Origin of the sequence: Allobosea sp. (genome assembly GCF_030695125.1) — a bacterium.
Taxonomy (GTDB): Bacteria; Pseudomonadota; Alphaproteobacteria; order Rhizobiales; family Beijerinckiaceae; genus Allobosea.
Genome location: NZ_JAUYTP010000031.1, coordinates 245,856 through 270,906, shown reverse-complemented (window position 1 = coordinate 270,906; position 25,051 = coordinate 245,856). Strand labels below are relative to the sequence as shown.

Sequence of the window (25,051 nt, the reverse complement as noted above, 5' to 3'; positions counted from 1 at the left end):
CGGCGCTCCGCTTCGCTGCGGCCGGGATGACGTCGCGCCCGAAATTGCAGCCTCGCGCGAGCCGCCCTAAACCCATCCCATGGAATGGACCGACGAGGCCACGATCATCGGCGTCCGCAGGCATGGCGAGAGCGCCGTGATCCTCGAGGCGATGACGCGGGACCATGGCCGCCATCTCGGCCTGGTGCGCGGCGGCCGCTCGGCCAAGCAGCAGCCGGTGCTCCAGCCCGGCAACGCCGTGTCGCTGGTGTGGCGCGCCCGGCTCGACGAGCATCTCGGCGAATACAAGGTCGAGCTTCTGGCCTCGCATGCGGCGCGCCTGATCGAGGCGCCGGTGGCGCTCTACGGGCTCGCCACCATTTCGGGCCTTCTGCGCCTGCTGCCGGAGCGCGATCCTCATCCCGGCCTGCATGAAGCGCTTGCCGTGATGGTCGAGCATCTGCACGAGCCGGGGCTGGCGCCGGCCCTGGTCGTGCGCTTCGAGGTCGCGATGCTTTCGGAGCTCGGCTTTGGACTTGATCTCGCGCGCTGCGCCGTCACCGGCTCGCCTGACGATCTCAGCCATGTCTCGCCGAAATCGGGCAAGGCCGTCAGCCGCAAGGCCGCCGAGCCCTATCGCGACCGCCTGCTGGCGCTGCCGCCCTTCCTCAGCGAGGGGCAGGGCGCCCGCCAGCCCTCAGCCACCGATCTCGCAGCCGGCTTTGCGCTGACGGCGTATTTCCTGCGCCGTCACGTCTTCGAGCCGCGCGGTTTGGCCGAGCCGCCCGAGCGGGCGCGCTTGGTCGAACTCGCGGCGCGCGCTTCGCTCGCGTCGGAAGCCTGAGCGCTGCGCAGCTCCTGCAGCAGCTCGATCTGCACCTCCTGGATCTCGGCGAGCCTCTGCCATTGCCGGTTGACCAGATGGTCCATCTTCTCGTGCAGGTGCCGGATTTCCAGCTCCGCCTTGAGATTGACCTGGTAGTCGTTGCGCGAGCGGGCGCGGTCCTTCGCCTCCTGCCGCTGCTGGCTCATCATGATGACGGGGGCCTGCACGGCCGCGACGCAGGACAGGATCAGGTTGAGCAGGATGAAGGGGTAGGGGTCGAAGCGGGTCGCGCCGCCCATATTGATCGTGATCCAGAAGGCGATGACGACGCCGAACGAAATCAGGAAGGCCCAGCTTCCGCCAAAACTCGCGACATGGTCGGCCAGGCGCTGCCCGAAGGTCCGGTCGCGATCGAGTTCGTCGTCGGTGTTGCTGGTGATCAGCTCGGAGGAGGCGAGGCTTTGCGCCACCTGCCGGTCCAGCTCGGTCATCTCGCCGCGCTCGCTGGCGAGCAGCGCGTTGACATAGCGCGAGCGATAGCTGGCGACGGCGTCCTGCGAGACCAGCGCATGCGCCGGGAGATCGGGGTGGTCGCGGCGGATGGCGTCGGCGAGCGCCGGCCGCAGCGCGTCGAGGCCGATGAGGTGGCGCCGGGGCAGCGTGCGCCCGGTCAGCGCGCAGACGCCGTCTTCCGCGCTGGGCTCGTGGCTCGTCATGCGGCTCTCCATCGGTTTTGGGCGCGTCTGCGTCGATTGCGTCGCAGTGTCTCGCCCGCCATCGTTCTAGCGGGGCGAATCGGGCCGTGCGATAGAGGCGCGGACGAAATCGCAATGGGGGTTAGCAAGCCATGGGGAAGCCGGTCGATCCGCCGCCGGAGGATGAATCCGAGCGTATCGATCTGAAATCGGCGCTCGAAGAGCGCTATCTCGCCTATGCGCTCTCCACCATCATGCACCGCGCCCTGCCGGATGCGCGCGACGGCTTGAAGCCGGTTCACCGCCGAATCCTGCATGCAATGCGCCTGCTGCGGCTCGACCCCGGCCAGGTCCACAAGAAATGCGCCCGCATCGTCGGCGACGTCATCGGCAAGTTCCACCCGCATGGCGACCAGTCGGTCTATGACGCGCTGGTGCGCCTCGCCCAGGATTTCGCCCAGCGCTACCCGCTCGTCGACGGCCAGGGCAATTTCGGCAATATCGACGGCGATAATGCGGCTGCCTATCGCTACACCGAAGCCAGGATGACCGAGGTCGCCCGTCTTCTTCTCGATGGCATCGACGAGGACGCGGTCGATTTCCGCGAGACCTATAATGGCGAGGATGAGGAGCCGATCGTGCTCCCCGCCGCCTTCCCGAACCTGCTCGCCAACGGCTCCCAAGGCATCGCGGTGGGCATGGCGACCGCGATTCCGCCGCACAACGCCGCCGAACTCTGCGATGCCGCGCTTTATCTGATCCAGCATCCGGAGACCTCCTCCGAACAGCTGATGACCTTCGTGCAGGGGCCGGACTTTCCGACCGGCGGCGTCATCGTCGAGACCCGCGCCTCGATGGCCGAGACCTACCGCACCGGGCGCGGCGCCTTCCGCACGCGGGCGCGCTGGGCGGCCGAGGATCTCGGGCGGGGCACCTGGCAGGTCGTCGTCACCGAGATCCCCTACATGGTCCAGAAGGGCCGGCTGATCGAGAAGATCGCCGAGCTGCTCAACGACAAGAAGCTGCCGCTCGTCGGCGACATCCGCGATGAATCGGCCGAGGATATCCGCGTCGTCATCGAGCCGCGCGCGCGCAATGTCGATCCGGCGCTGATGATGGAATCGCTGTTCCGGCTGACCGAGCTGGAATCGCGCATCTCGATGAACATGAACGTGCTGACCGGCGGTCTGGTGCCGCGCGTTCTCGGCCTCAACGAGGCGCTGCGCGCTTGGCTCGACCACCGCCGCGACGTGCTGCTGCGGCGCTCGCGCTTCCGGCTCGGCCAGATCGAGAAGCGGCTCGAGATCCTGCGCGGCCTGTTGATCGTCTATCTCGACCTCGATCGCGTCATCAAGATCATCCGCGAGGAGGATGAGCCCAAGATCGAGCTGATGCGCTTCTTCGAGCTGAGCGAAGTCCAGGCCAACGCCATCCTCGACACCCGCCTGCGCGCGCTGCGCAAGCTGGAGGAGATGGCGCTGAAGACCGAACTCGACGAACTCACCGTCGAGAAGTGCCAGATCGAGGAGCTGTTGGCGTCGGAACCCGTGCAGTGGAAGCTGATCCAGCACGATATCCGCGCGGTGAAGAAGCTGTTTGGGCCGGAAACCGCGATCGGCAAGCGCCGCACCACCTTCTCGGACATGCCCGACACCACCGACATCGACCTGACCCAGGCGATGGTCGAGCGCGAGCCGGTGACGGTGGTGATCTCGAAGAAGGGCTGGATCCGGGCGCTCAAGGGTCATGTCCAGGACCAGTCGACCCTGACCTTCAAGGGCGATGACGGGCTCAAGACCGCCTTCTTCACCGAGACGACCGCGAAGATCCTGGTGCTCGCCACCAACGGCAAGGTCTTCACGCTGGAGGCGGCCAAGCTGCCCGGCGGCCGCGGCTTCGGCGATCCGATCCGGCTGATGATCGAGCTGGAGGAGCACGCCGAGATCATCGCCGCCTTCCCCTACCGCCCGGGCCTCAAGCTGCTGATGGTGACGACCGACGGCCGCGGCTTCGTCGCGCCCACCGACGACATCGTCGCCAACACCCGCAAGGGACGCCAGGTCCTCAATGTCGACATGCCCGTCGAGGCGCTGCTGGCGACGCCGGCCGAGGGCGACCATGTCGCGATCATCGGCCAGAACCGCAAGCTGATCTGCTTCCCGCTCTCGGAGGTCGCCGAGATGAGCCGCGGCAAGGGCGTCCGGCTGCAGCGCTACAAGGATGGCGGCGTCTCCGACGCCAAGACCTTCAAGCTCGCGGACGGCCTGACCTGGCGCGACACCTCGGGGCGGACCTGGACCGTGGCGCAGGGCGAACTCCTGGAATGGCTCGGCCATCGCGGCGAAGCCGGCCGCCTGCCGCCCAAGGGCTTCCCGAAGAACAACAAGTTCGGGGGGTAGGCGCTCACCGTCATGATCGGGCTCGACCCGAGCATCCCTCAAACCAGAGGTCTCTGGTCATGAGATTTTCGGGCCAAGCCCGAGAATGACGCGTGTGGTCAACGGCTTGGGACGATCGCCTGAATCAGCCCCGCAACCGCCTGAATCAATCTCTCAGCGGATTGCCTGGCCGACGACGCCGACTTCGAGGCCGAGCGTCAGATTGTTGGTCACCGCCCATTCGACGCCGGCGCGCGCCTCGGGCCGCACCGCGATGTCGCTGCGCGAGAACGGCGCCGACCAAGGCGTCGCGCCATAGCGGTAGGTCTCGTTGGCCGCCATCATGCCGACCTTGGTGTAGACCAGCACCTCGGGCGTCAACAGCACGCCGGTCTTGATCTGGAAGGCGCCGGAGAAGTCGCGCGTATAGGAGGCCTGGCCGAAGCCCGGCGTGCCATAGCCACCGAAGGCGGGCATGTAGTCGAGCGCGCCGACGATCCCGTAGACGAAATCGCCCTCGCGCTTCATCACGCCCGCTTCGAGACCGAAGGTCGGCCCCGCCGTCGTGCCCATGCGCCGGGAGGTGGTGACGTTGAAGCCGGTCGAGATCCGGGCGTAGGAGCCCTCCCATTTGACCCCGCCGGGCGCCACGGTCGGCTCCGACCAGGCGAAGGAGGGCAGCGGCGCAAAGCCGCTGAACGGCAGCCAGGATTGCGCCTGGGCCGGGCCCGACATCAGAACGGCGGCGCAGAGCGCACCGGAAAGCAGCGAAAATCTCACCTTCAGGCCATCCTCGCCATGCCGCCGCAGGTCGAACATCCTGCGCATCGCATCCATCAGACTAGCATTGAGGCCTGCGAATGTCGCGGATTTGTGGCGGTTCGCGCTCAGGATAGCTTGGTCTTGAGCTTCAGGAAGCGCATCGTCCGCTCGGCCATGGCCGGATCGAGCGCCGCATAGGCGCGCAGATCGTCGTCGGTGGCGCTCTTGGCGAACATCATGCGCCGCGCGCGGAGCTCGAGCACGGCCTTGAAAGCGTCGCTGCCGATTCCCAGCGCCCGGCAGGCGACGGCGATGCCGCTGGCATCGCGCTGCATCAGCACCCGCAGGGCCTGGTCCGTGCTCAGGCTCGCGACCTGGGCGAAGACGAGCGCGAGATGGAAGGCCCGGTCCTCCTCGGCGAGCATCGTCGTGATCTCGTCGAGCGCGCGCGCCCCGGCCGCGAGATCCGCGAGCAGCAGCTTGATCTCGAGACGCTGTTGCCGGGCCTGCCGCGCCAGGGTCAGCGCTTCGCTGTTGGGCTTGGACCAGAGCCCGCCCTCGTCGCTGAGCTGCTCGACGATACGCATCACACGCTGCGCCCGGTCGGGCGTCAGGTCGGAGCGCGTCGTGATTGCCAGGTTGATCTCGCTGTCATGTCCGCCGCGTTCGACGAGGCGGTCGAAGCCCTTCTCTGACAGGCTCGCGCCCTCATTGGCGCTGACGGTGTGCAGTACCTCGCGGTCGCCGCGTTCGACCAGGATCTCCGTGACGCTTTCCGACAGCCGCGCCCGCTCGGCAATGGCCACCAGGTGGCGCTGCGACTGGGTCACGGCGATCGCCGCCAGATCGGTGTCGGTCAGCACTGGGGACAGCTTGAGGACGAGCCGCGCGACATCCGCGTCCGGGTCGGAGGCCAGCGTCACCGCGACCTCGCGCGGCAGCGAGGGCGTCTCGGCGACGCGGTCGGCATAGTCCCGGCGGGCCTCGGTTTCGAGATGGGGCAATGAGCGCAGCGCGATGTCGCCATAATGCGCCTGGACCGCGTCATTGGGCGCCTCGTCCAGAAGGAAGAGATCTGTGACCGCATTGAGAAGCTGTCGCCGTGAATCGGACGACATTTCCGCAGGCATCCGCGTCAGTTGGCTGAGCATCATTCGATCCAGGAGGAACCCATGACGCAACCTACCGCGAAGCGATTGAGCGATGATTAAGATGACCCTGCGTGATCCGCGACAAATGCCGCTTCCGCTGCGCCGAGCACACGGGCAACCGAGGTCGAAATCGCGCGGCGGCAGAGCCGCGGCGAGGGTCAGGCGACCTTCGCCTTGATCCGGATCAGGCGCATGCCGCGCTTGGCGGCCGTGAGGTCGATCTCGGCGTAGCGCCGCAGATCGTCTTCCGTGTCCTTGTTGGCGAACATCAGGCGTCGCGACCGCAATCCGAGGATCGCCGCGAAGGCCGCGAAGCCGACATCGAGCCCGCGGCAGGCCAGGGCGATGCCGCTGACATCCCGCCTCAACAGCACACGCAGCGCCTGCTCGACGCCGATGCCGGAGGCTTGCGCGAGGACCTGGGACAGATGATAGGCACGATCCTCCTCGGCGAGCATGATCACGACGTCGTCGATGACCCGGGTCTTCGCTTTCAGATCCGCGACGAGCTGGCTGACCTCGAGCCGCTGCTGGCGGGCCTGCCTGGCGATCGTCGCAGCCTCGCCGACGGGGGCGAAATCGATGTCGTCATCCTCGCCGAGCTCGGCCAGCATGCGCATCACGCGTGTGGCGCGCGCTTCTGTGAGATCCGACCGGATCGCCACGGCGCGCGGAATCGCCACCTCCTCGCGGCCGCGTTCGAGCAGACGCTCGAAACCCGTCTCGGAGAAGGCCGCCCCCTCATTGCCGCCGACGGTCTGCAGCACGCCGTTGTCGCCGCGCTCGACCAGGATATCGGTGATCTTCTCAGACAGCCGCACGCGTTCGGCGATGGCGGCCAGATGCTCCTGCGACTGGTTGAGCGCGATCGCGGCGAGGTCGCGGTCGGTCAGGACCGGCGACAGGCGCAAGACCAGCCGCGCGACCTCGCTGTCGGGGTCGCCGGCCAGCGCATTGGCGACGCTGCGCGGCAGGTTCGGCTCTGCCGCCACCTCGTCGGCATAGCCCTGGCGCGCGCCGACATCGAGATGCGGCAAGGCGCGCAGCGCGATTTCGCCATAGTGATGCTTGGACATGCCCGTGGGCTCGGGATCGTAGAAGAACAGATCCGTCACCGCATGCAGAAGCCGCCGCCGTGAATCGGAGGAGGTTTCGGCAGCGAGCTTGAACAGGGAGTGCAGCATGACGCCCCCAGGGCCTTTCTCATCACGGGCAGGTCTGCGCGAGACCGTCGGCCAATGTGGCGCAGCCTCGTCACCACGAAAACCACTGTCATGGATTGATATGAACAAAACCTATTGCCGCAGGGGCAATGGGCGGTGGTCCGGTTGAGCGGGGCGGCACCTCAGTCGGCGCGCTCCCAGCCCTGCGGCGTCAGGCGCTCCTGCGGCTGGTATCGCTCCTTATAGGCCATCTTCGGCGAGCCATCGACCCAATAGCCCAGATAGACGTAAGGCAGACGCAGGCGCCGGGCCCGCTCGATATGGTCCAGCACCATGAAGCTGCCCAGCGAGCGCGCCTCGAGCGAAGGGTCAAAGACCGAATAGACCATCGACAGGCCGTCGCTGAGCGTATCGGTCAGCGCCATCGCGAAGAGGTCGCCCTGGCCCCTCCCGGTGAAGCCGCTGTCGGGGCCGCGCCGACGATACTCGATCAGCGTCGTCTCGACATGGGTGTCTTCCACCATCATCGCGAAATCGAGCGCCGACATCGTCGCCATGCCGCCATCGGGATGGCGCTCGTCGAGATAGGTCCGGAACAGGGAGTAGTGTTCGGAGCGGGGCCGCGGCGCCAAGGTTTCGCCGATGAGATCGCTGTTGCGCGACATCACCTTGCGGAAGCTGCGCGACGGCCGGAACTCGTCGACGACGACGCGTACCGAGACGCAGGCCCGGCACGTCTCGCAGGCCGGGCGATAGGCGATGCTCTGCGAGCGCCGGAAGCCGCCCTGGCTCAGCACGTCGTTGAGGTCGCGCGCGCGGGCGCCCACCAGATGCGTGAACACCTTGCGCTCCTCGCGCCCGGGCAAATACGGGCACGTGGTCGGCGACGTCAGGTAGAATTGCGGGGCATCCCGCAACGGGCGCGTCACGTCTGGTTCGCTCCGGCAACGGTCTGAAGCGCCAGTGTAGCAGCAGCGCGGCCGGCAACAAGAGCCGCGCAGGGCGCTCAGGCGCGCACGATGACCAGCCCGGTCAGCAGGTCGTGACCGAGCCTGCGGTCGCTGCGCACGATGCCGCACAGGATGTCGAGCACCCACAGCGCCACCGTCGAGGCCGCGACGTAGAACAGCAGCGCATGAACCGCCGCCGCCAAGCCGTCGGGCCGCCCGCCGGAGGCCGTCTCGACGCGCAGGCCCGCCATCCGCATGCCCCAGGTCGCCTGGCGCGGTCCGCCGATCGTCAGCGCGGCATAGCCCAGCGCCGTGGCGACCGTCGCGATCGGGATCAAAAGCCAGGTCGCGCCGAAGGTGACGATGCCGAGCACGCCGAGCGCGACCCAGACCAGCGTGCCGAGAATGGCCAGCACGATGATGTCGCCGATCCAGGCGAAGATGCGCGAGCCCAGCACGCCGCTGACGTCCTGAAGGGGGCGCTCGCCGACCGAGACGATCGGGGGCTGGCTGTAGCGTGAGTCGGTCATCGGCGGGTCGGGTCCTGTCTGGCGGGGTCCCTGCGGCCCCTCGCCATTATGTTTGGTCAGCGACCCGGTTCTTCAAGGTCGCGGCCGGCGAGACCGCGCGGCAGGACGCGATGGGGCGCAAATCCGCTCTCGCGCAGCGCCGTCTCGATCGCGACCGCATGCGCGCTGCCCCGCGTCTCGACGGTGACGTCGAGCGTCACGCCCTTGGCGGGCACGTCGAGGAAGAGCCGGCCGTGGTTGACCTCGAGGATATTGGCGCCCTGTTCGCCGAGCAGGCTCGCGACCTTGCCGAGCAGGCCCGGCCGGTCGCTGGTCGTCAGGCGGAAGGCGACGATCCGGTCCTCGCGCTCGAGTTCGCGCACCATGATCGCCGCGAGCAGCCGCGTGTCGATGTTGCCGCCGCAGAGCACGAGCCCGACCTTGCGCCCGGCATAGCGCCCCGGCTCCTTCAGCATCGCGGCGAGCCCCGCGGCGCCGGCCCCTTCTGCAAGGCTATGTTGAAGACTTGCGTAAGCATAGACCGCGCGCTCGATCAGGTCCTCGCCGACCAGCACGATGTCGGACACCAGGCTGGAGACGATCGGAAGGGTCTGGACGCCGACCGTCTTGACCGCGATGCCCTCGGCCAGCGTCGCGCCGCCGACCGGCAGGTCGTCGGCGTTGATCGCATTGAAGAAGGAGGGGTAGAGCCCGGCCTCGACGCCGATCAGCTCGATGCCGGGCTTCAGCGCCTTGGCGGCGATGGCGTTGCCGGCCATCAGCCCGCCGCCGCCGAGCGGAATGATCAGCACCTCGAGATCGGGGTCGTCGTCGAGCATCTCGCGGGCGATCGTGCCCTGGCCCGCCATCACCGCCGGGTCGTCATAGGGGTGGACGAAGACGAGCTCGCCGTCCTGCGCCAGTTCGCGGGCCTTCTGCGCCGATTCGTAGAGCGTCTCGCCATGCAGCACGACGCGGGCGCCATGGGAGCGGGTGTTCTCGACCTTCACCAGCGGCGTCGTCTCGGGCATCACGATCGTCGCCGGGATGCCGAAGCGCCGGGCGTGATAGGCGACGGCCTGGGCGTGGTTGCCCGCCGACATGGCGATGACGCCGCGCTCGCGCTCATCCTCGTCCAGTGTCAGCAGCTTGTTGACCGCGCCGCGCTCCTTGAAGGACGCGGTCGCCTGCATGTTCTCGTGCTTGACCAGCACGGTCGCGCCGGTCAGGGCCGAGAGGCGCGGCGCCGGCACCAGGGGCGTGCGCAGGACATGGCCCTCGATGCGCCGGGCCGCTTCCTCGACATCTGCGGGCGTGATCACGAAGGGCTCGCTCATATCCGGGGTCCCCTTATCGTTCGGATGGTCGGTTGCGGTCAGGGCTGCGCAGGGCCAGCGTCGCGTGCTCGCAACCCCCACCTAGAGACACCCCGCCCGGAGACAGGGGCGATGCCACGGTCACGCCGGTCTTCGGGCATGGGCACGTCGCTGCCCCGCGATGGCGTGCGCGCAACGCCGGTCCCGGCTCCGCGCGCCCCTGCACGGCGGGCGCGCCGGGGTCGGGCGGCGGCTCCTCGCGGTTCTCCAGATAGAAGCGGCGCAGCAGATAGAAATTCGCATCGCTCATCGGCCGGCCGTCGGAGGCGATGCCGATCAGCGCGCCGCGCCGCTGGCCTTGCCCGTCGCCGGCGAACAGGCAGTCGATGCTGCGCCGTCGCGCCGGGCCCGACGCGGGGCCGGCGACATAGTCGATGCGCAGCGTATGGGGCCGCGGTCCCGGCCCGGTGGCCTTGATCGCGATCGGGGTCTCGGGGCCGTTGAGCGCCGGTATCGCCTGCCGGCACAGCTTCACCTGGGCGGGCTCGAAGCGCTCGCTGCACGAGGCCAGCGCGAGGGCCAACAGAATCGGGAGCAGGAGAGCGCGCATGCGGCGGGAAGGGTAACGCAGAACTGTGGGCGCGCCATTCGTCATTGCGAGGGAGCGCAGCGACGAAGCCATCCAGGGAACGTAGAGCGCTAGGCCGGCTGGATCGCTTCGCTGCGCTCGCAATGACGGGAAGAGCGAGCCCTCAGCCCATCGCCTTCAGCGCCTGCGCCACCTTCGGCGCGAAATAGGTCAGCACGCCGTCGGCGCCGGCGCGCTTGAAGGCCATCAGGCTTTCCATCATCGCGCGGTCGCCGTCGAGCCAGCCATTGCCGGCCGCCGCCATGATCATCGCGTACTCGCCGGAGACCTGGTAGGCGAAGGTCGGCACCCGGAAATGGTCTTTCACCCGCGCGACGATGTCGAGATAGGGCAGGCCGGGCTTGATCATCACCATGTCGGCGCCCTCTTCGAGGTCGAGCGCGACCTCGGCGATGGCTTCGTCCGAATTGGCCGGGTCCATCTGGTAGGTGCGCTTGTCGCCGACCAGCGTGGCGTTGGTGCCGATCGCGTCGCGGAACGGGCCGTAGAAGGCCGAGGCGTATTTGGCCGCATAGGCCATGATCTGCACGTCTTCCTGGCCGGCGGCGTCGAGTGCGGCGCGGATCGCGCCGACGCGCCCGTCCATCATATCGGAAGGCGCGATCACGTCGGCCCCGGCATCGGCCAGCGCCAGCGCCTGCTGCACCAGGATATGGACGCTGGCGTCGTTGAGGATGCGCTCGCCGTCCATCACGCCGTCATGGCCATGCGAGGTATAGGGGTCGAGCGCGGCGTCGCAGATGATGCCGATCTGCGGCACCTCGGCCTTGATCGCCCGCACCGCGCGGCACATCAGGTTGCGCGCGTTGAGCGCCTCGGAGCCGGTCGGATCGCGCAGCGCCTTGTCGACGAAGGGGAAGGGGGCGATCGCGGGGATGCCGAGCGAGGCGGCATGGACGCTCTGGCGCACGGCCTCCTCGATGTTGAGGCGCTCGACGCCCGGCATCCAGGCCACCGGCGTCCGCGCTTCGCTCGAATCCATCAGGAACAGCGGCCAGATCAGATCGTCCGTGGTCAGCCGGGTCTCCCGCACCAGCCGCCGCGACCACTCGGCCTTGCGGTTGCGGCGCAGGCGACGCGTCAGCCCCAGCGAAGCGGAGGGCGCATCCTGGCGCATCTGCGGGGTCGGGAAAGGCCGCACGATCCGGTTGTCCAATGATGCCTCCGTCGGCCTGCTGCTGCCGGCGGTGCCGGAGCGACACTCCTAGCACATCGGAACGGTTCCAAAAAAGGGGCTGTGGTCGCATGCCGGACCCGGTGGCGGCGCGCGCACCGTTGCGTCCGCGTTGACAAGCGTCGCCACGCCAGCCCAGAACCGAGCCGCGCGACAGGGGAGCCGAGCCGCATGTCCCAGAACCCGGAGATCCTGTGCGCGGTGCGCGGCGCCGCCGGGATGGTGATCCTCGACCGGCCCAAGGCCCTGAACGCGCTGACGCTGCCGATGGTGCGCGAACTGAGCCGGGCGCTCGACGCCTGGGAGAACGACCCGGCCGTCGAACGCGTCGTCGTCACCAGCACCAGCGAGAAGGCCTTCTGCGCCGGCGGCGACATTCGCGCCCTGCACGATCTCGGCCGGGCCGGCCGACATGACGAGATGCTCGCCTTCTGGGGCGAGGAATACATCCTCAATGCCCGCATCAAGACCTACCCCAAGCCCTATGTCGCGCTGATCGACGGCATCGTCATGGGCGGCGGCGTCGGGATTTCGCTGCATGGCAGCCACCGAATCGCCGGCGAGCGCTATCTCTTCGCCATGCCCGAGGTCGGGATCGGGTTCTTTCCGGATGTCGGCGCGACCCATGCGCTGCCGCGCCTGCCGGGTGCGGCCGGCATCTATCTCGCCTTGACCGGGGACCGGGTCGGCGCGGCCGACGCGCTTGCCTTCGGCCTTGCCACCCACGCCGTTCCCAGCGCGCGCATGGCGGAACTCGTGGATGCGCTGACGCGACGCGGTTCGCTGGACGATATCCTCGCCGCCTTCAGCCATGATCCGGGGCCAGCCAAGCTCGCAGGCGAGCGGCAGACGATCGCGGACTGCTTCGGCGCCGCGAGCCTGTCCGAGATCCTCGCGCGCCTTGCTGCTGCCGCCGCCGCCGGCAGCGCCTTTGCCGGCAAGCTGCGCCAGACGCTGGCCGTCAAGTCGCCGACCAGCGTCGCCATCGCCTTCGAGCAGATGCGCCGCGGCGCGAGCCTGGACTTCGCCGAGGCGATGCGCACCGAATTTCGCATCGTCTCGCGCATCGCCCGCGGGCATGACTTCTACGAGGGCGTGCGGGCCGTCGTCATCGACAAGGACCATGCGCCGCAATGGCGTCCGGCCTCGCTCGATGCGGTCGATCCCGCCGCGATCGCAGCCTATTTCGCGCCGCTGGGCGCCGACGAACTGGCGCTGGAGGCCTGAGCTTGCCCGTGGGTGGAGACAGTGACGCCCTGCGCGGGACCCGCGGCGACGACGTCTCCGGCGGCGGTGTCGGTGCGGCGCCGACGCGATGGCGGACCGTCCTGGTCTGGATGTTGCGCCTTCTGTCCGTGCTCTGGCTCGCCAAGGGCCTGCTCGCCTGGGCGGTGATCTTCGGAATCGGCGGCGAAGGCCAGCCGCCGTTCGAGGCCCGCCTGCTCTCCTTCCAGGCGATCACGGTCTATTTCGCGGTGATCGATCTCGTCGCCGCCGTCGGGCTGTGGCTGACCTCGACCTGGGGCGGCGTGCTCTGGCTGCTGGCGGCGATCAGCCAGTTGCTGCTCGCCTTCTTCTTCCCGCTGCTGCTGCCGATGACGCCCTGGCTGGCGGGCGCCTACATCGCCGCGATCCTGGCTTATTTCCTGGCGACCTGGGCGGCCGACAACGAAAGCTCCTGAGCGCGCGAGGCGCGGCGGCGGCGAGTCATGGTAACAAACGCTTTAGCTTAAGCGTTTCTGGCTTCATCTTGCATTCACCCAAAGGGGTAAATCCCTGATTCATCCTGATATTTAAACTCGTTTTCATCCGGCCCGCCTATGGTGTTTCTCAGAAGCGGATCGGGAGATCAATCCCGACCGACAGTCAACAGGCGGGATATACCATGAAAGCGAGCGTCAAGACTTCGGTCGTCGAAAGGTCTGAAGAGGCTGATCTCAAGGTCAAGCCCCTCTACCTGGAGTCACTCACCCTCGTCGAGCGGCTGCATCGCCGCCTCCTCGACGTGATCAAGGACGAGTTCGAGCGTCGCGGCCGCGACGACGTCAACAGCGTGCAGGCCCTGCTGCTCTACAACATCGGCGATGCCGAGCTCAGCGCCAGCGAGCTGCGGACACGCGGCTACTATCTCGGCTCGAACGTCTCCTACAACGTCAAGAAGCTGGTCGAGCTCGGCTATCTCCACCATGCCCGCTCGCGGATCGACCGCCGCTCGGTGCGCATCAGCCTGACCGAGAAGGGCGCCGAAGTGCACAATCTCGTGAAGGGCGTCTACGACAAGCACGTCCGCACGGTCGAGCAGATCGGCGGCATCGCGGCCGACGACTTCGAGCGCATGAACAACGCGCTGCTGCGCCTCGAGCGCTTCTGGACCGACCAGATCCGCTACAAGCTCTGAAAAGGGCGGGATCGCGCCCGCTCCGCGCCTTTCGCATGCTGTCGCCGCTTCCGCCCACCGGGCCGGGAGCGGCGTCGCGTGGCGTCGCTGCCACAATCGCGCCCTGCATGTTGCAGAACGGTGCCATGCCCTAAATTCGCCGCGCTCATCACGCCTCGTTAATTGTGTTACGGCAGCTTCGCCCGTTATGAGGCCTACCGCTTATGCGGATGGCACGACGGGGCGTTAGGGCCGGCCCCGCGCGCAATAAACGAGTTCGAGAGGGACGTGATGCCGACGATGAGCCTGACCCGCCGCGAAACAGTGATGGCGCTGCTTTCCGGCGCCGCTGCGACCACGGCCGTGCCGGCCTTCGCCCAGCAGGCGGAATGGCGCCAGAGCTATGATGCGGGCGCCCGCAACGCGGTGGCCCGCTCCCACACCCCGATGCTCTCGCCGGAATCGCTGCAGGCGACCGAAGCCGCGATCGTGGCCTATCGCGATCTCGCGGCCCGCGGAGGCTGGCCGTCCATCCAGCTCGGCGGCAAGATGGCGGTGGGCTCGAAGGGCCCCGGTGTCGTGGCCCTGCGCCAGCGCCTGATGATCACCGGCGACCTGCCCGCCAATGCCGGCACCAGCAACGTCTACGATTCCTATGTCGAGGCGGGGGTGCGCAACTTCCAGGCCCGGGTCGGCCTCTCGACGACGGGCGCGATCAACCGCGCCACGGTGACCGCGCTGAACGTGCCGATCGACATGCGGATTCGGCAGCTCGAGACCAATGTGGTGCGGCTGCGCTCCTGGTCCGGGAGCCTCGGCAACCGCTATGTCGTCGCCAACATTCCCGCCGCGATGGTCGAGACCGTCGAGAACGGCGTCGTCGCCACCCGCCATGCCGCCGGCGTCGGCAAGGTCGACCGCCAGTCGCCGCTGCTCTCGACCAAGATTCCCGAGGTCAACTTCAACCCGACCTGGACCGTGCCGGCTTCGATCATCCGCAAGGATCTGATCCCGAAGATGCGCAAGGAGCCGACCTACCTCACCGAGAACAAGATCCGCATCATCGGGCCGCAGGGCGAGATTCCGCCCGAGCGCGTCAACTGGAACTCCGACGAGGCGACCCGCTACACCTTCCGGCAGGACCCGGGCGGCGAGTTCAACTCGCTGGGCTTCGTGCGCATCAACATCCCCAGCCCGCACGGCGTCTACATGCACGATACTCCGGCCAAGGGCATCTTCGGCGACGATTTCCGCTTCGTGTCCTCGGGCTGCATGCGCGTCCAGAACGTGCGCGACTACATCGCCTGGCTGCTCAAGGACACCCCCGGCTGGGACCGCGCCAAGATCGACGCCACGATCGCCTCGGGCGAGCGCGTCAACGCCCGCATCAGCAATCCGGTGCCGTGCTACTGGGTCTACGTCACCGCCTGGGCGACGCCCGATGGCGGCGTGCAGTTCCGCGACGACATCTACAACAAGGACGGCCTGGGACCGGTGCCCGTCGCCGCCTTGCAGGGCGATCAGGACATCTGAGCGGCTGAAACAGGCTGCGTGAGACGAGGAAACCCGCCGGAGACGGCGGGTTTTTTGTGGAGTGGCGTGCGAGTTTACGCGCGCGCGACGGAGTGAGGTTGGGTCGGAAACGGACGCTAGCTGGCCACTACCCCGCCGCCGGAGTGCGAGGCGCCGCGGCTTCCCAAAATCGCCGGTCATGGCGACGGGGTGATGCCGCCACGCGTCACGCCTCGTGCTCGCCCGCGAGATCGCCGAGGGCGGCATCGAGGACCGCACCGAGATCGCGGTCTGCGGCGTCCGCGGCCGCAACCAAACGGGACTGGCGGCGGCATTCTTCGCCGAAGCCGGGTCGGCGCGTATCCGGAAGCCAGATCTGCACAGGACGGAGTCCGGCGGCCCGCAGCGCATCCCGGCGCTTCCGGCCCTTTGGATTGACGGACACGGGCATGGCGGCCTCCCGATCGTTGAATATCACAGCTGAACCTCACGCCCAGAGCCGTCAAGTTGTCTCGGCCTGAGACGGCGCGGGCTTACGTCCCCGTCACACCGGCGAGGTCTCGTCTCGGGACGCCGCCCCTGTGCCCACCCGCGCGCTCATGTCGCCCGCTTCGCGCTTGTAAAAGGCGCGCGCCGAATGCTACGGGACCGGCCATGGCGGGATCGCGCGCGCGGATTCCGCAAGCCTTTGCAACCGCATGCCGCTTCGAGGGCGAAAGTCCTCCGGGCCTGCGACGATCCAGCGCCGATGGAGCCTCGCCATGAGCCATGACGCCGCCGCCGAAAAGCACTTCTCGAACTCGTTCTTCGCCGCGTCGCTGGCCGATGCCGACCCGGAGATTGCGCGCGCCATCGAGCTCGAACTCGGCCGTCAGCGCGAGGAGATCGAGCTGATCGCGTCGGAGAACATCGTGTCGCGGGCCGTGCTCGAGGCTCAAGGGTCAGTGATGACCAACAAATATGCCGAGGGCTATCCCGGCCGGCGCTATTATGGCGGCTGCCAGTTCGTCGACATCGCCGAGAAGCTCGCCATCGAGCGCGCCACGCGCCTGTTCGGCTGCGGCTTCGCCAATGTCCAGCCCAACTCCGGCAGCCAGGCCAACCAGGCCGTGTTCATGGCGCTGATGCAGCCGGGCGACACCTTCATGGGCCTCGATCTCGCCGCCGGCGGGCATTTGACCCATGGCGCGCCGGTCAACCAGTCGGGCAAATGGTTCAACGTCGTCTCCTACGGCGTCTGCGTCGTCGACCAGCTCATCGACTATGACGCGATGGAGCGGCTTGCCCGCGAGCACAAGCCGAAGGTCATCGTTGCCGGCGGCTCGGCCTATGCCCGGCACTGGGACTTCGCCCGCTTCCGCGCCATCGCCGACGAGGTCGGTGCGTATCTCTTCGTCGACATGGCGCATTTCGCCGGCCTCGTCGCCGGCGGCGCGCATCCCTCGCCGTTCCCGCACGCCCATGTCGCGACCACGACAACCCACAAGACCCTGCGCGGCCCGCGCGGCGGCATGATCCTGACCAATGACGAGGCGCTGGCCAAGAAGTTCAACTCGGCCATCTTCCCGGGCATCCAGGGCGGGCCGCTGATGCACGTCATCGCCGCCAAGGCCGTCGCCTTCCAGGAGGCGCTGCAGCCGGAATTCAAGATCTATGCGCGGGCCGTCGTCGAGAACGCGAAGGCCCTGGCCGACACGCTCAAGACCAGGGGCTTCGACCTCGTCACCGGCGGCACCGACAACCACCTGATGCTGGTCGACCTTCGCTCCAAGAAGGTCACCGGCAAGGCCGCCGAGATCGCGCTCGGCCGCGCCCACATCACCTGCAACAAGAACGGCATCCCCTTCGATCCGGAAAAGCCGATGGTGACGTCGGGCGTCCGGCTCGGCACCCCCGCCGCCACCTCGCGCGGCTTCGGCGTGGCCGAGTTCAAGAAGGTCGGCGAACTGATCGCCGAGGTGCTGGACGGGCTCGCAGCCAACGGCGAAGAGGGCAACGCCGCCGTCGAGCAGGCGGTCAAGGCCAAGGCGCATGAGCTGACCGGGCGCTTCCCGATCTATTGAGGGACGATCCGGGCAAAAAGCGCGACTTGAATTGGTTGCCCTACAGGGTTACATACCGAGTTGGGCCGCAGACGGACTCTCGCTGGAGGGCGGTATGAACAAGCAAGCCGTGACGATGCGTGAGTTGCAGAAGATGTCGGCTGCGACGATCAAGGCGCTGCCGCATGCTGTTCCGATCCAGAGCGACGGGGAAACCGTCGCCTTTCTGACACCGCTGCGGATGCCCGATCCCGAGGCCTGGATGCGCGTTCTTGACCAGATCGAGGCGCACCATGCCCAGCTGAGTCCAGACACGAAGGCCTGGCTGGAGAACTTCCTCGACGCGCGCGAACAGTGACGATCGCTCGCAAGCCCTCGGCCGCTCTGGTTGTCGATACCAACATCGTCCTGTCGATGGTTTTGGGCTTCAGGCTCCGTGGGATCTGGGACAGGGTCGCAACACGCAGGCGCCTGCTCTTTTCAGTCGAATCGGTCGCAGAACTGATGGCTGTGATCTGGCATTTGCGCGATCGTGCGCCGGACGCGGAACACGACGCGAAAATCGTGTTGCGGCTGATCGAGGTCCCGCCGGAAGCGCGCTATCGCATGTCTCTGGTGCCGGCAGCAGACGCTCTCCGCAACGCGCCCGCGTCCCGAAACGGCAGCGTCGCCGACGCCCACATTCTTGCGTTGGCCTGGGCCTATGAAGCCGACATCTGGTCGCATGACCGGGATTTTGCCGGCACCGGCTGGCCGTCATGGTCCAGCGCCAATCTCGCCGCGGCCCTCAGCGCGGAGGCCGCCGCCTCCGCCGCGAACCCCTGAAAGCCCGCCATGCGCTGCCCCTATTGCGGTTCCCTCGATACGCAGGTGAAGGATTCCCGGCCGACCGACGATTCCGCCTCGATCCGCCGCCGCCGCGTCTGTCCCGATTGCGGCGGCCGCTTCACCACCTTCGAGCGCGTGCAATTGCGCGAGCTGACCGTGGTCAAGCGCTCGGGCCGGCGCACGGTCTTCGACCGCGACAAGCTCCAGACCTCGATCGAGGTCGCGCTGCGCAAGCGCGCGGTCGCGCCCGAGCGGATCGAGCGCATGGTCAACGGCATCGTGCGCCAGCTCGAAAGCTCTGGCGAAGCCGAGATCGCGAGCTCCGCCATCGGCGAACTCGTCATGGAGGGGCTGAAGGCGCTCGACGATGTCGCCTATGTCCGCTTCGCCTCGGTCTACAAGAATTTCCGCGAGGCCCGCGATTTCGAGGAAATCCTGGGCCAGCTCAGCAGCGACGAGGAGGGGGGCGATCAACCCGTCCCGCCCGCCCGCGCCGATGACTGAGACCGGCGGCCGGCAGGCCGCGATCGACCGGGCTTTCATGCGCCAGGCGCTCGCCTTCGGCGCGCGCGGGCAGGGCACGACCTGGCCGAACCCCTGCGTCGGCGCGATCGTGACGCAGGATACGCCCGATGGCCCCGTCATCGTTGCACGCGGTCACACGCAGCCCGGCGGCCGGCCGCATGGCGAGGCCAACGCCTTCGACCGCGCTGGGCCCAATGCCGCAGCCGGCGGCACGCTCTACGTCACGCTGGAACCCTGCTCGCACCGCACGATCCGCGCCGCCACGCCTTGCGTCGAACGCACCATCCTGGCCGGCGTCCGGCGCGTGGTCGCGGCCATGGCGGACCCCAACCCGCTGTTCAGGGGCTTGGGCTTCGCGCTGCTGCGCACGGCTGGCATCGCGGTGACGACGGGCGTTTGCGAAGATCAGGCGCAAGCCGCCCATCGCGGCCATGTCCTGCGGGTGACGCAAGGCCGGCCTATGGTGACCTTCAAGATCGCCCGCACCGCCGATGGCTATGCCGGCGGGCCGGGCGGCGCGCGACTGGCGGTGTCGTGCCCCGCCGCCAATGGCTGGGTCCAATTGCAGCGCACCCATTACGACGCAATCATGCTGGGCATCGGCACGGTGCTGGCCGACGACCCGCTGCTGACCGTGCGTCTGCCCGGCCTGGCGGAGCGTTCGCCGGTGCGGGTCATCCTGGATACGCATCTGCGGCTGCCGCTCTCCTCGCAACTCGTGAAGACCGTCGCGCAGGTTCCGGTCTGGGTGATCGCGGCGGAAGCCGCTCCTGTCGAAAACGAGATGGCGCTGGTCGCCGCCGGCGTCGAGGTCATGCGGGTTTCAGCCGATCCGCAGGGGCATCTCGATCTCGCCGAGGCGCTGCGCCTTTTGGGCACGCGCGGCATCACGCGCATCTTCTCCGAAGGCGGGCCCACCGTCGCCGAAAAGCTCGCGCTCGCCGGGCTGCTCGATGAGGTCGTGGTCTCGACCTCGCCGAACGCGCTGGGGCAGCCCGGCGTCGTCGCCGTGCGCCCGGGCCTTGCGGCGGCGCTGGCCGACCCCGATCTCTACGCCCTTGCCGAGACCGGGCTGATCGGTCACGACCATTTCGAGCATTTTACGAGGACAGGCTGATGTTCACCGGCATCGTCACCGCCATCGGCACCGTCGTGGAGAGCGAGCGCAAGGGCCCGAGCCTGAAGCGGCTGGCCATCGCCTGCCCCTATGAGGCTGCCGGCATCGAGATCGGCGCCTCGATCGCCTGCGCCGGCGTCTGCCTGACGGTGACGGCGCTGCGGCCGCGCACCGATGGCGAGCCCGGCTGCATCTTCCAGGTCGAGGCCGCGGCCGAAACCCTGTCGAAGACCCTGGTCGGGGAATGGGAGGTCGGCAGCGCGATCAACCTCGAACGCTCGCTCAAGGTCGGCGACGAGCTTGGTGGGCATCTCGTCACCGGCCATGTCGACGGCGTCGGCCAGATCATGAAGATCGAGCCGATCGCGCCCGATCCCGACGAGCCCTGGGGCGCGACGGCGCGCTTTCATATCCGCGCGCCACAGGGACTGCCGCGCTTCATCGCCGCCAAGGGCTCGATCTGCCTCGACGGCACCTCGCTGACGGTCAACACGGTCGAGGACGACGTCTTTACCGTGCTGCTGATCCCGCATTCCTTCGCGGTGACCACCTGGGGGCAGCGAAAGCAGGGCGATCCCGTCCATGTCGAGGTCGATCTGATGGCGCGCTATGCCGCGCGCCTTGCGGAGGCGCGCGGCTAGGTCTAACCAGCGGCCTCATACTTTCGACAAGGACAAGAACCATGGCCGGACCCCGGCAAATCTCGGCCGACAAGGCCGCAACTCCTGCCGTCCCGCTGGACGGCGCCCGCGTGCTCGTGGTCGAGGCGCGCTTCTACGACACGCTTGCCGACGAATTGCTCGAAGGCGCACTCGCCGTGCTCGACAAGGCCGACTGCCGCGTCGATGTCGTCACCGTGCCCGGCGCGCTCGAAATCCCCTCCGCAATCATCATCGGCATGCGCGCGGCCGACGAGGCGGTCGATCCTTACGAGGCGGTCGTCGCGCTCGGCACCGTGATCCGCGGCGAAACCGGCCATTACGACATCGTCGCCGGCGAAAGCTCGCGCGCGCTGATGGACATCTCGGTTGCCTTCGCCCTGCCGCTCGGCAACGGCATCCTCACCGTCGAGAACGAGGCGCAGGCCTGGGCCCGCGCCAACCGCTCCGAGATGGACAAGGGCGGCGGCGCAGCCGAAGCGGCGCTGTCGGTGCTGCGCTACAAGCGCGCGCTCGGGGAGCAATCCAAGTGAGTGGGTCAGGGGCCGGCCGTCCTGGATCCAACCGCGCCGAGATGCGCCGCGGCGCGCGGCTCTCGGTCGTCCAGGCGCTCTACGAGATGGAGATCGGCGGGCGCGGCGTGGTCGAGGCCATGGCCGAGTTCGAGGCCTTCTGGATCGGCAAGCTGGTCGAGGACATCGAGCTTCCCAAGGCCGAGATCGCCTTCTTCCGCGATCTGCTGGGCGGTGTCGTGCGCGAGCAGCGCCTGGTCGACCGCTCGGTCGACGAGACGCTCGCCGCGGGCTGGCCGCTCAAGCGGGTCGAGGCCGTGGTCCGCGCGATCCTGCGCGCCGGGGCCTATGAACTGTCCTTCCGCAAGGACGTGCCGGCGCGCGCCGTCATCTCCGAATATGTCGCGGTTGCGCGGGCCTTCTACGAGGGCGAGGAGATCGGCATGATCAACGCCGTGCTCGACAAGCTCGCTCGCGACGTCCGCTCCGACGAGTTCGACGCGCCGGCGGCGTGACGGCTTTTCCATTGCTCGGGTCATCCCGGGCGACCGAAGGGAGACCCGGGATCCATTCCGGAGCGCCGATCGGTCAGGCTCCGGAATGGATCCCGGATCGGCGCGGCTGCGCCGCTTGTCCGGGATGACGCGGGAAGGTGGAAAAGGGCTGCTCGGATGTCGGAAACGGAACGCCCCGGCGAATTCGAGCTGATCGCCCGTCATTTCGCTCCGATCGCGGGACCTGGCGGGCTCGGGCTTGTCGATGATGCCGGGCTGCTGCGACCGGCGCGCGGCTACGAGATCGTGGTCACCGCCGATGCGCTGGTCGCCGGCGTGCATTTCTTCCCCGATGACCCGCCGGGCTCGATCGCCCGCAAGGCGCTGGCGGTCAATCTCTCCGATCTTGCGGCCAAGGGCGCGCGGCCCGAGGGGTTCGTGCTGGCGCTCGCCTTGCCGAAGGGCTGGACCGACAGCTGGCTCGCCGCTTTCGCCGCTGGGCTGAAGCAAGCGGCCGATGCGGGGGGCTGCCCGCTGATCGGCGGCGATACCGTCTCGACGCCGGGCCCGCTGACGCTTTCGATCACCGCCTTCGGCAGCGTTCCGGCGGGCCGGATGGTGCGGCGCGCGGGCGCCAAACCGGGCGATCTGCTCCTCGTGTCCGGCACGATCGGCGATGGCGCGCTTGGGCTCAAGGTGCATGGGCCCGACAAGCCGGGCTGGGTCTCGCAACTGGGGGAGCGTGACCGCGCGTTCCTGACCGATCGCTATCTGCATCCCCAGCCGCGTCTCGATCTCGCCGCAGCCCTGCAGGCGCATGCCAGTGCCGCGATGGATGTCTCGGATGGGCTCGTCGGCGATCTCGCCAAGCTGCTTAAGGCCTCGGGCGCCGGCGCCGAGGTCGATCTCGACGCCGTTCCGCTGTCTGATCCGGCGCGCGCTGCGATCATGGCCGCTCCCGCGCTGGCGGAACTGGCCTGGACCGGCGGCGACGACTACGAAATTCTCTGCACGGTGCCGGAAAAGGAATATCCTGCTCTGACCACGGCGGCGCAGGCCGCCGGGATCGCGCTCACCCGGATCGGGTTCGTAACCGAGGCGGCGGGCGTGGCCAGCCACCGCGAACAGGGCAGGGCACGGGACTTCACGCGCGGCTCCTTCGCGCATTTTTAAGAAGGCGGCCCGCGCCGCCTGATCAAGGACGGCAGACGCATGAACCAGCATGTCCCGGTCGCTGACGGCGACGCGCCCGCCAAGCGCAACGCCGTGGTTCTCGCCTGCGCCCAGGCGCTGGGCGGATCGAGCCCGCCGATCGTCATCTCGCTGGGCGGCATCGTCGGCTCGCAGCTGGTCACCGACCAGACCTTCGCCACCGTCCCCGTCAGCCTGATGCAGCTCGGCATCGCGGTGGGCGTCATTCCCGCCGCGATGCTGATGCGCCGGCTCGGACGCCGCAACGGCTATCTGATCGGCGCGCTGATCGGGGCCGCAGCCGCCAGCATCGCTGCCGCCGGCACGAGCACGCGGCTGTTCTGGCTGTTCTGCCTCGGCACCTTCGCCTGCGGGCTCTATGGCGCCTTCGTCCAGAGCTACCGTTTCGCCGCCGCCGACGCCGCGACCGAGAGCTTCCGGCCCCGCGCCATCTCCTGGGTCATGATCGGCGGCATCGCTGCCGGCGTGATCGGCCCGCAGACCGTCTATTGGACGCGCGATCTGACGCCCGACGCCCCGTTCGCCGCGAGCTTCCTCGCCCAGGGCTGCCTGGCCTTGCTGGCCATGCTGGTGATCCTGATGCTGCGGGCGCCGCCGGTGGCGAAGGCTGCCATGACCGGCGGGCGGCCGCTCCCCGAGATCATGCGACAGCCGAAATTCATCGCCTCGGTCACGGCCGGCCTCGTCACCTATGGGCTGATGAGCTTTCTGATGACGGCCGCCCCGCTCGCGATGATCGGCTGCGGGCATTCGGTCGGCGACGCCGCGCTCGGCATCCAGTGGCATGTGCTGGCGATGTTCGGGCCGAGTTTCTTCACCGGGCGGCTGATCGCCCGCTTCGGCAAGGCGCAGGTCACCATGGCCGGGCTGGTGCTGACGGCGATGGCTGCCATCATCGGCCTGCACGGCCTCACCGTGGCGCATTTCTGGACCGCGCTCGTCCTGCTCGGCATCGGCTGGAATTTCGGCTTCATCGGTGCGACCGCGCTGGTGACCGACTGCTACCGCCCCGAGGAGCGCGTCAAGGTCCAGGCCGCCAACGACTTCCTCGTCTTCGGCTCGGTCGCCATCGCCTCCTTCTCCTCGGGCGGGCTGCTGCATGCCGGCGGCTGGGAGAGCGTCAACTGGCTGGTCTTCCCGCCGGTCGCGGTGGCACTGGTGCTGGTCGCCTGGCAGGCGTTGTCGAAGCCGGCCGTCCCGGCCTGATCTTTGCCCGGGCGAGCCGACCGAGAGGAGAACCCGCCATGCGTCCCCATCAGTTGCCTCAGATCGCCGGCAGGCCTCCCGTCGGCGCGATCGGCCACAACCGCGGCATCGTCACCAGAAACTATGCCTTCATGCCGCCGGAAGGTGTTCTCGTCAGCCGTCTGCCGCATCTGGAGAAGACGGTCGTGCGCACTCTCGCTGCGCCCGTGCTGGGCGCGGCGTTCGCGCAATATGTCTTCGAGATCGAGCCAGGCGGCGGGACACGTGTCCCCTTCGCCGAGGACGGCATTCAGCATTTCTACTACGGGCTGTCCGGCGAGGCCGCCTTTGCCGTGGCGGACGGCGCGCCCGTCGCGTTCGGGAAGGGCAGCTTTGCCTATCTGCCTCCGGGCACGTCGTTCAGCCTGCGCAACGAGAGCGCCGCGCCCGTTCGCGTGCTCGCACTGCGCAAGCGATACGAGCCCGCGCCGGGGCTGGCCATGCCCGAACCGATCCTCTCGCATCAGGATGCGGTGCCGGTCACCAACCACACGGGCATGGAGGGGCGGGGCTTCCAGTTCCTGCTGCCCTATGGCGATCTGCGCTTCGATTTCGAGATGAACCTGATGTGGTTCAAGCCGGGTACCTGTTTCCCCGATGTCGAGACCCATGTCATGGAACACGGGCTCTATATGCTCGAAGGGCAGGGGCTCTATTTCCTCGGCCGCGACTGGCACGAGATCTGGGCTCAGGACTTCATCTGGATGGGCGGCTATTGCCCGCAGCAGTTCTATCCCACCGGCTTCGACGACGCCTGTTACCTGCTCTACAAGAACGTCAACCGCGACGTGGCGTTGTAAGGCGCCTGTGACGGGCGTTGCACGCGCGACAATATTGCGTCCTCGGTGCCCCTGGCCGTTTGCGCTTCCCTGCGAAACTTGCCACAAATTCGCCTGACACTGGCGACGCGACGCGGGCCGAACCGTCATTCGGTCCAGATTTCCTATGCCTGGCGTCCAAAACGGCAAATGAGGAG

27 protein-coding genes are annotated in these 25,051 nt (G+C 68.1%); 17 read left to right on the top strand and 10 right to left on the bottom strand.

Annotation, left to right across the window (positions count from 1 at the left end; translation table 11 throughout):
- Positions 1–79 precede the first annotated feature (79 nt).
- Entirely contained in the window at positions 80–823 is a 744-nt protein-coding gene (gene recO, locus Q8S38_RS13270) for a DNA repair protein RecO (protein ID WP_305680889.1), read from the top strand.
- Here the strand turns inward: recO and Q8S38_RS13265 are convergent.
- Entirely contained in the window at positions 730–1,521 is a 792-nt protein-coding gene (locus Q8S38_RS13265) for a DUF1003 domain-containing protein (protein WP_305680888.1), read from the bottom strand. The genes recO and Q8S38_RS13265 overlap by 94 nt on opposite strands.
- Positions 1,522–1,652: 131 nt before the next feature.
- On the opposite strand from Q8S38_RS13265, the gene parC reads away from it, so the two are divergent.
- A complete protein-coding gene (gene parC, locus Q8S38_RS13260; protein ID WP_305680887.1) occupies positions 1,653–3,899 on the top strand; it encodes a DNA topoisomerase IV subunit A in 2,247 nt (748 codons plus the stop codon).
- 153 nt (positions 3,900–4,052) lie between these two features.
- Here parC and Q8S38_RS13255 read toward each other — a convergent pair whose 3' ends face one another.
- From Q8S38_RS13255 to hemB, 8 genes are all read right to left on the bottom strand, one after another.
- The gene (locus Q8S38_RS13255; RefSeq protein WP_305680886.1) at positions 4,053–4,715 is read right to left on the bottom strand and encodes an outer membrane protein; all 663 of its coding nucleotides are present in this window, start codon (positions 4,713–4,715) and stop codon (positions 4,053–4,055) included.
- 50 nt (positions 4,716–4,765) lie between these two features.
- Positions 4,766–5,758 (bottom strand): DUF2336 domain-containing protein, encoded by a 993-nt coding sequence (locus tag Q8S38_RS13250; protein ID WP_305680885.1) that lies wholly within the window; start codon positions 5,756–5,758, stop codon positions 4,766–4,768.
- A 191-nt stretch (positions 5,759–5,949) separates the two neighbouring features.
- Positions 5,950–6,975, bottom strand: coding sequence for a DUF2336 domain-containing protein (locus Q8S38_RS13245; RefSeq protein WP_305680884.1), 1,026 nt, complete (start codon positions 6,973–6,975; stop codon positions 5,950–5,952).
- Positions 6,976–7,136: 161 nt separating this feature from the next.
- Entirely contained in the window at positions 7,137–7,883 is a 747-nt protein-coding gene (locus Q8S38_RS13240) for an arginyltransferase (RefSeq protein WP_305680883.1), read from the bottom strand.
- A 77-nt stretch (positions 7,884–7,960) separates the two neighbouring features.
- Entirely contained in the window at positions 7,961–8,434 is a 474-nt protein-coding gene (locus tag Q8S38_RS13235; RefSeq protein ID WP_305680882.1) for an RDD family protein, read from the bottom strand.
- A 56-nt stretch (positions 8,435–8,490) separates the two neighbouring features.
- The gene (locus Q8S38_RS13230; protein WP_305680881.1) at positions 8,491–9,750 is read right to left on the bottom strand and encodes a threonine ammonia-lyase; all 1,260 of its coding nucleotides are present in this window, start codon (positions 9,748–9,750) and stop codon (positions 8,491–8,493) included.
- Positions 9,751–9,763: 13 nt separating this feature from the next.
- A complete protein-coding gene (locus tag Q8S38_RS13225) occupies positions 9,764–10,312 on the bottom strand; it encodes a hypothetical protein (protein ID WP_305680880.1) in 549 nt (182 codons plus the stop codon).
- 169 nt (positions 10,313–10,481) lie between these two features.
- Positions 10,482–11,495 carry a porphobilinogen synthase gene (gene hemB / locus Q8S38_RS13220; RefSeq protein ID WP_305680966.1) on the bottom strand — a complete coding sequence of 338 codons (1,014 nt, stop codon included), beginning with the start codon at positions 11,493–11,495 and terminating at the stop codon, positions 10,482–10,484.
- 228 nt (positions 11,496–11,723) lie between these two features.
- On the opposite strand from hemB, the gene Q8S38_RS13215 reads away from it, so the two are divergent.
- The 4 genes from Q8S38_RS13215 to Q8S38_RS13200 all read left to right on the top strand — a co-directional run bounded on the left by Q8S38_RS13215 (position 11,724) and on the right by Q8S38_RS13200 (position 15,462).
- On the top strand, positions 11,724–12,779 hold the full coding sequence (locus Q8S38_RS13215) for an enoyl-CoA hydratase/isomerase family protein (RefSeq protein WP_305680879.1): 1,056 nt from the start codon (positions 11,724–11,726) through the stop codon (positions 12,777–12,779).
- Between the two features lie 8 nt (positions 12,780–12,787).
- Positions 12,788–13,234 carry a DUF6163 family protein gene (locus Q8S38_RS13210; RefSeq protein ID WP_305680878.1) on the top strand — a complete coding sequence of 149 codons (447 nt, stop codon included), beginning with the start codon at positions 12,788–12,790 and terminating at the stop codon, positions 13,232–13,234.
- A gap of 203 nt (positions 13,235–13,437) precedes the next feature.
- Positions 13,438–13,950: a transcriptional regulator LdtR gene (gene ldtR / locus Q8S38_RS13205; protein ID WP_305680877.1), complete on the top strand. Its 513-nt coding sequence runs from the start codon at positions 13,438–13,440 to the stop codon at positions 13,948–13,950.
- A gap of 270 nt (positions 13,951–14,220) precedes the next feature.
- Positions 14,221–15,462, top strand: coding sequence for a L,D-transpeptidase family protein (locus tag Q8S38_RS13200; RefSeq protein WP_371125878.1), 1,242 nt, complete (start codon positions 14,221–14,223; stop codon positions 15,460–15,462).
- Positions 15,463–15,667: 205 nt separating this feature from the next.
- Here the strand turns inward: Q8S38_RS13200 and Q8S38_RS13195 are convergent, their stop codons facing one another.
- Complete coding sequence (locus Q8S38_RS13195) at positions 15,668–15,892, bottom strand: antitoxin MazE family protein (protein WP_305680875.1); 225 nt, start codon at positions 15,890–15,892, stop codon at positions 15,668–15,670.
- Positions 15,893–16,202: 310 nt separating this feature from the next.
- Here Q8S38_RS13195 and glyA point away from each other — a divergent pair, with 310 nt between their 5' ends.
- The 11 genes from glyA to allE all read left to right on the top strand — a co-directional run bounded on the left by glyA (position 16,203) and on the right by allE (position 24,875).
- Positions 16,203–17,504, top strand: coding sequence for a serine hydroxymethyltransferase (gene glyA, locus Q8S38_RS13190; RefSeq protein WP_305680874.1), 1,302 nt, complete (start codon positions 16,203–16,205; stop codon positions 17,502–17,504).
- A gap of 94 nt (positions 17,505–17,598) precedes the next feature.
- Entirely contained in the window at positions 17,599–17,841 is a 243-nt protein-coding gene (locus Q8S38_RS13185) for a hypothetical protein (RefSeq protein WP_305680873.1), read from the top strand.
- Positions 17,838–18,308: a PIN domain-containing protein gene (locus tag Q8S38_RS13180; RefSeq protein ID WP_305680872.1), complete on the top strand. Its 471-nt coding sequence runs from the start codon at positions 17,838–17,840 to the stop codon at positions 18,306–18,308. The genes Q8S38_RS13185 and Q8S38_RS13180 overlap by 4 nt, the downstream gene beginning before the upstream one ends.
- Positions 18,309–18,317: 9 nt before the next feature.
- The gene (gene nrdR, locus Q8S38_RS13175) at positions 18,318–18,815 is read left to right on the top strand and encodes a transcriptional regulator NrdR (protein WP_305680871.1); all 498 of its coding nucleotides are present in this window, start codon (positions 18,318–18,320) and stop codon (positions 18,813–18,815) included.
- The gene (gene ribD / locus Q8S38_RS13170) at positions 18,808–19,953 is read left to right on the top strand and encodes a bifunctional diaminohydroxyphosphoribosylaminopyrimidine deaminase/5-amino-6-(5-phosphoribosylamino)uracil reductase RibD (RefSeq protein WP_305680870.1); all 1,146 of its coding nucleotides are present in this window, start codon (positions 18,808–18,810) and stop codon (positions 19,951–19,953) included. Before nrdR ends, ribD begins: the two co-directional genes overlap by 8 nt.
- Positions 19,953–20,594, top strand: coding sequence for a riboflavin synthase (locus Q8S38_RS13165; protein ID WP_305680869.1), 642 nt, complete (start codon positions 19,953–19,955; stop codon positions 20,592–20,594). Before ribD ends, Q8S38_RS13165 begins: the two co-directional genes overlap by 1 nt.
- Before the next feature lie 41 nt (positions 20,595–20,635).
- On the top strand, positions 20,636–21,145 hold the full coding sequence (ribH, locus tag Q8S38_RS13160) for a 6,7-dimethyl-8-ribityllumazine synthase (protein ID WP_305680868.1): 510 nt from the start codon (positions 20,636–20,638) through the stop codon (positions 21,143–21,145).
- 41 nt (positions 21,146–21,186) lie between these two features.
- Complete coding sequence (gene nusB / locus Q8S38_RS13155; RefSeq protein WP_305680965.1) at positions 21,187–21,639, top strand: transcription antitermination factor NusB; 453 nt, start codon at positions 21,187–21,189, stop codon at positions 21,637–21,639.
- Positions 21,640–21,795: 156 nt separating this feature from the next.
- On the top strand, positions 21,796–22,791 hold the full coding sequence (gene thiL, locus Q8S38_RS13150) for a thiamine-phosphate kinase (RefSeq protein ID WP_305680867.1): 996 nt from the start codon (positions 21,796–21,798) through the stop codon (positions 22,789–22,791).
- 39 nt (positions 22,792–22,830) lie between these two features.
- Entirely contained in the window at positions 22,831–24,036 is a 1,206-nt protein-coding gene (locus tag Q8S38_RS13145; RefSeq protein WP_305680866.1) for an MFS transporter, read from the top strand.
- A 38-nt stretch (positions 24,037–24,074) separates the two neighbouring features.
- Entirely contained in the window at positions 24,075–24,875 is an 801-nt protein-coding gene (gene allE / locus Q8S38_RS13140; RefSeq protein ID WP_305680865.1) for a (S)-ureidoglycine aminohydrolase, read from the top strand.
- Positions 24,876–25,051: the final 176 nt, after the last annotated feature.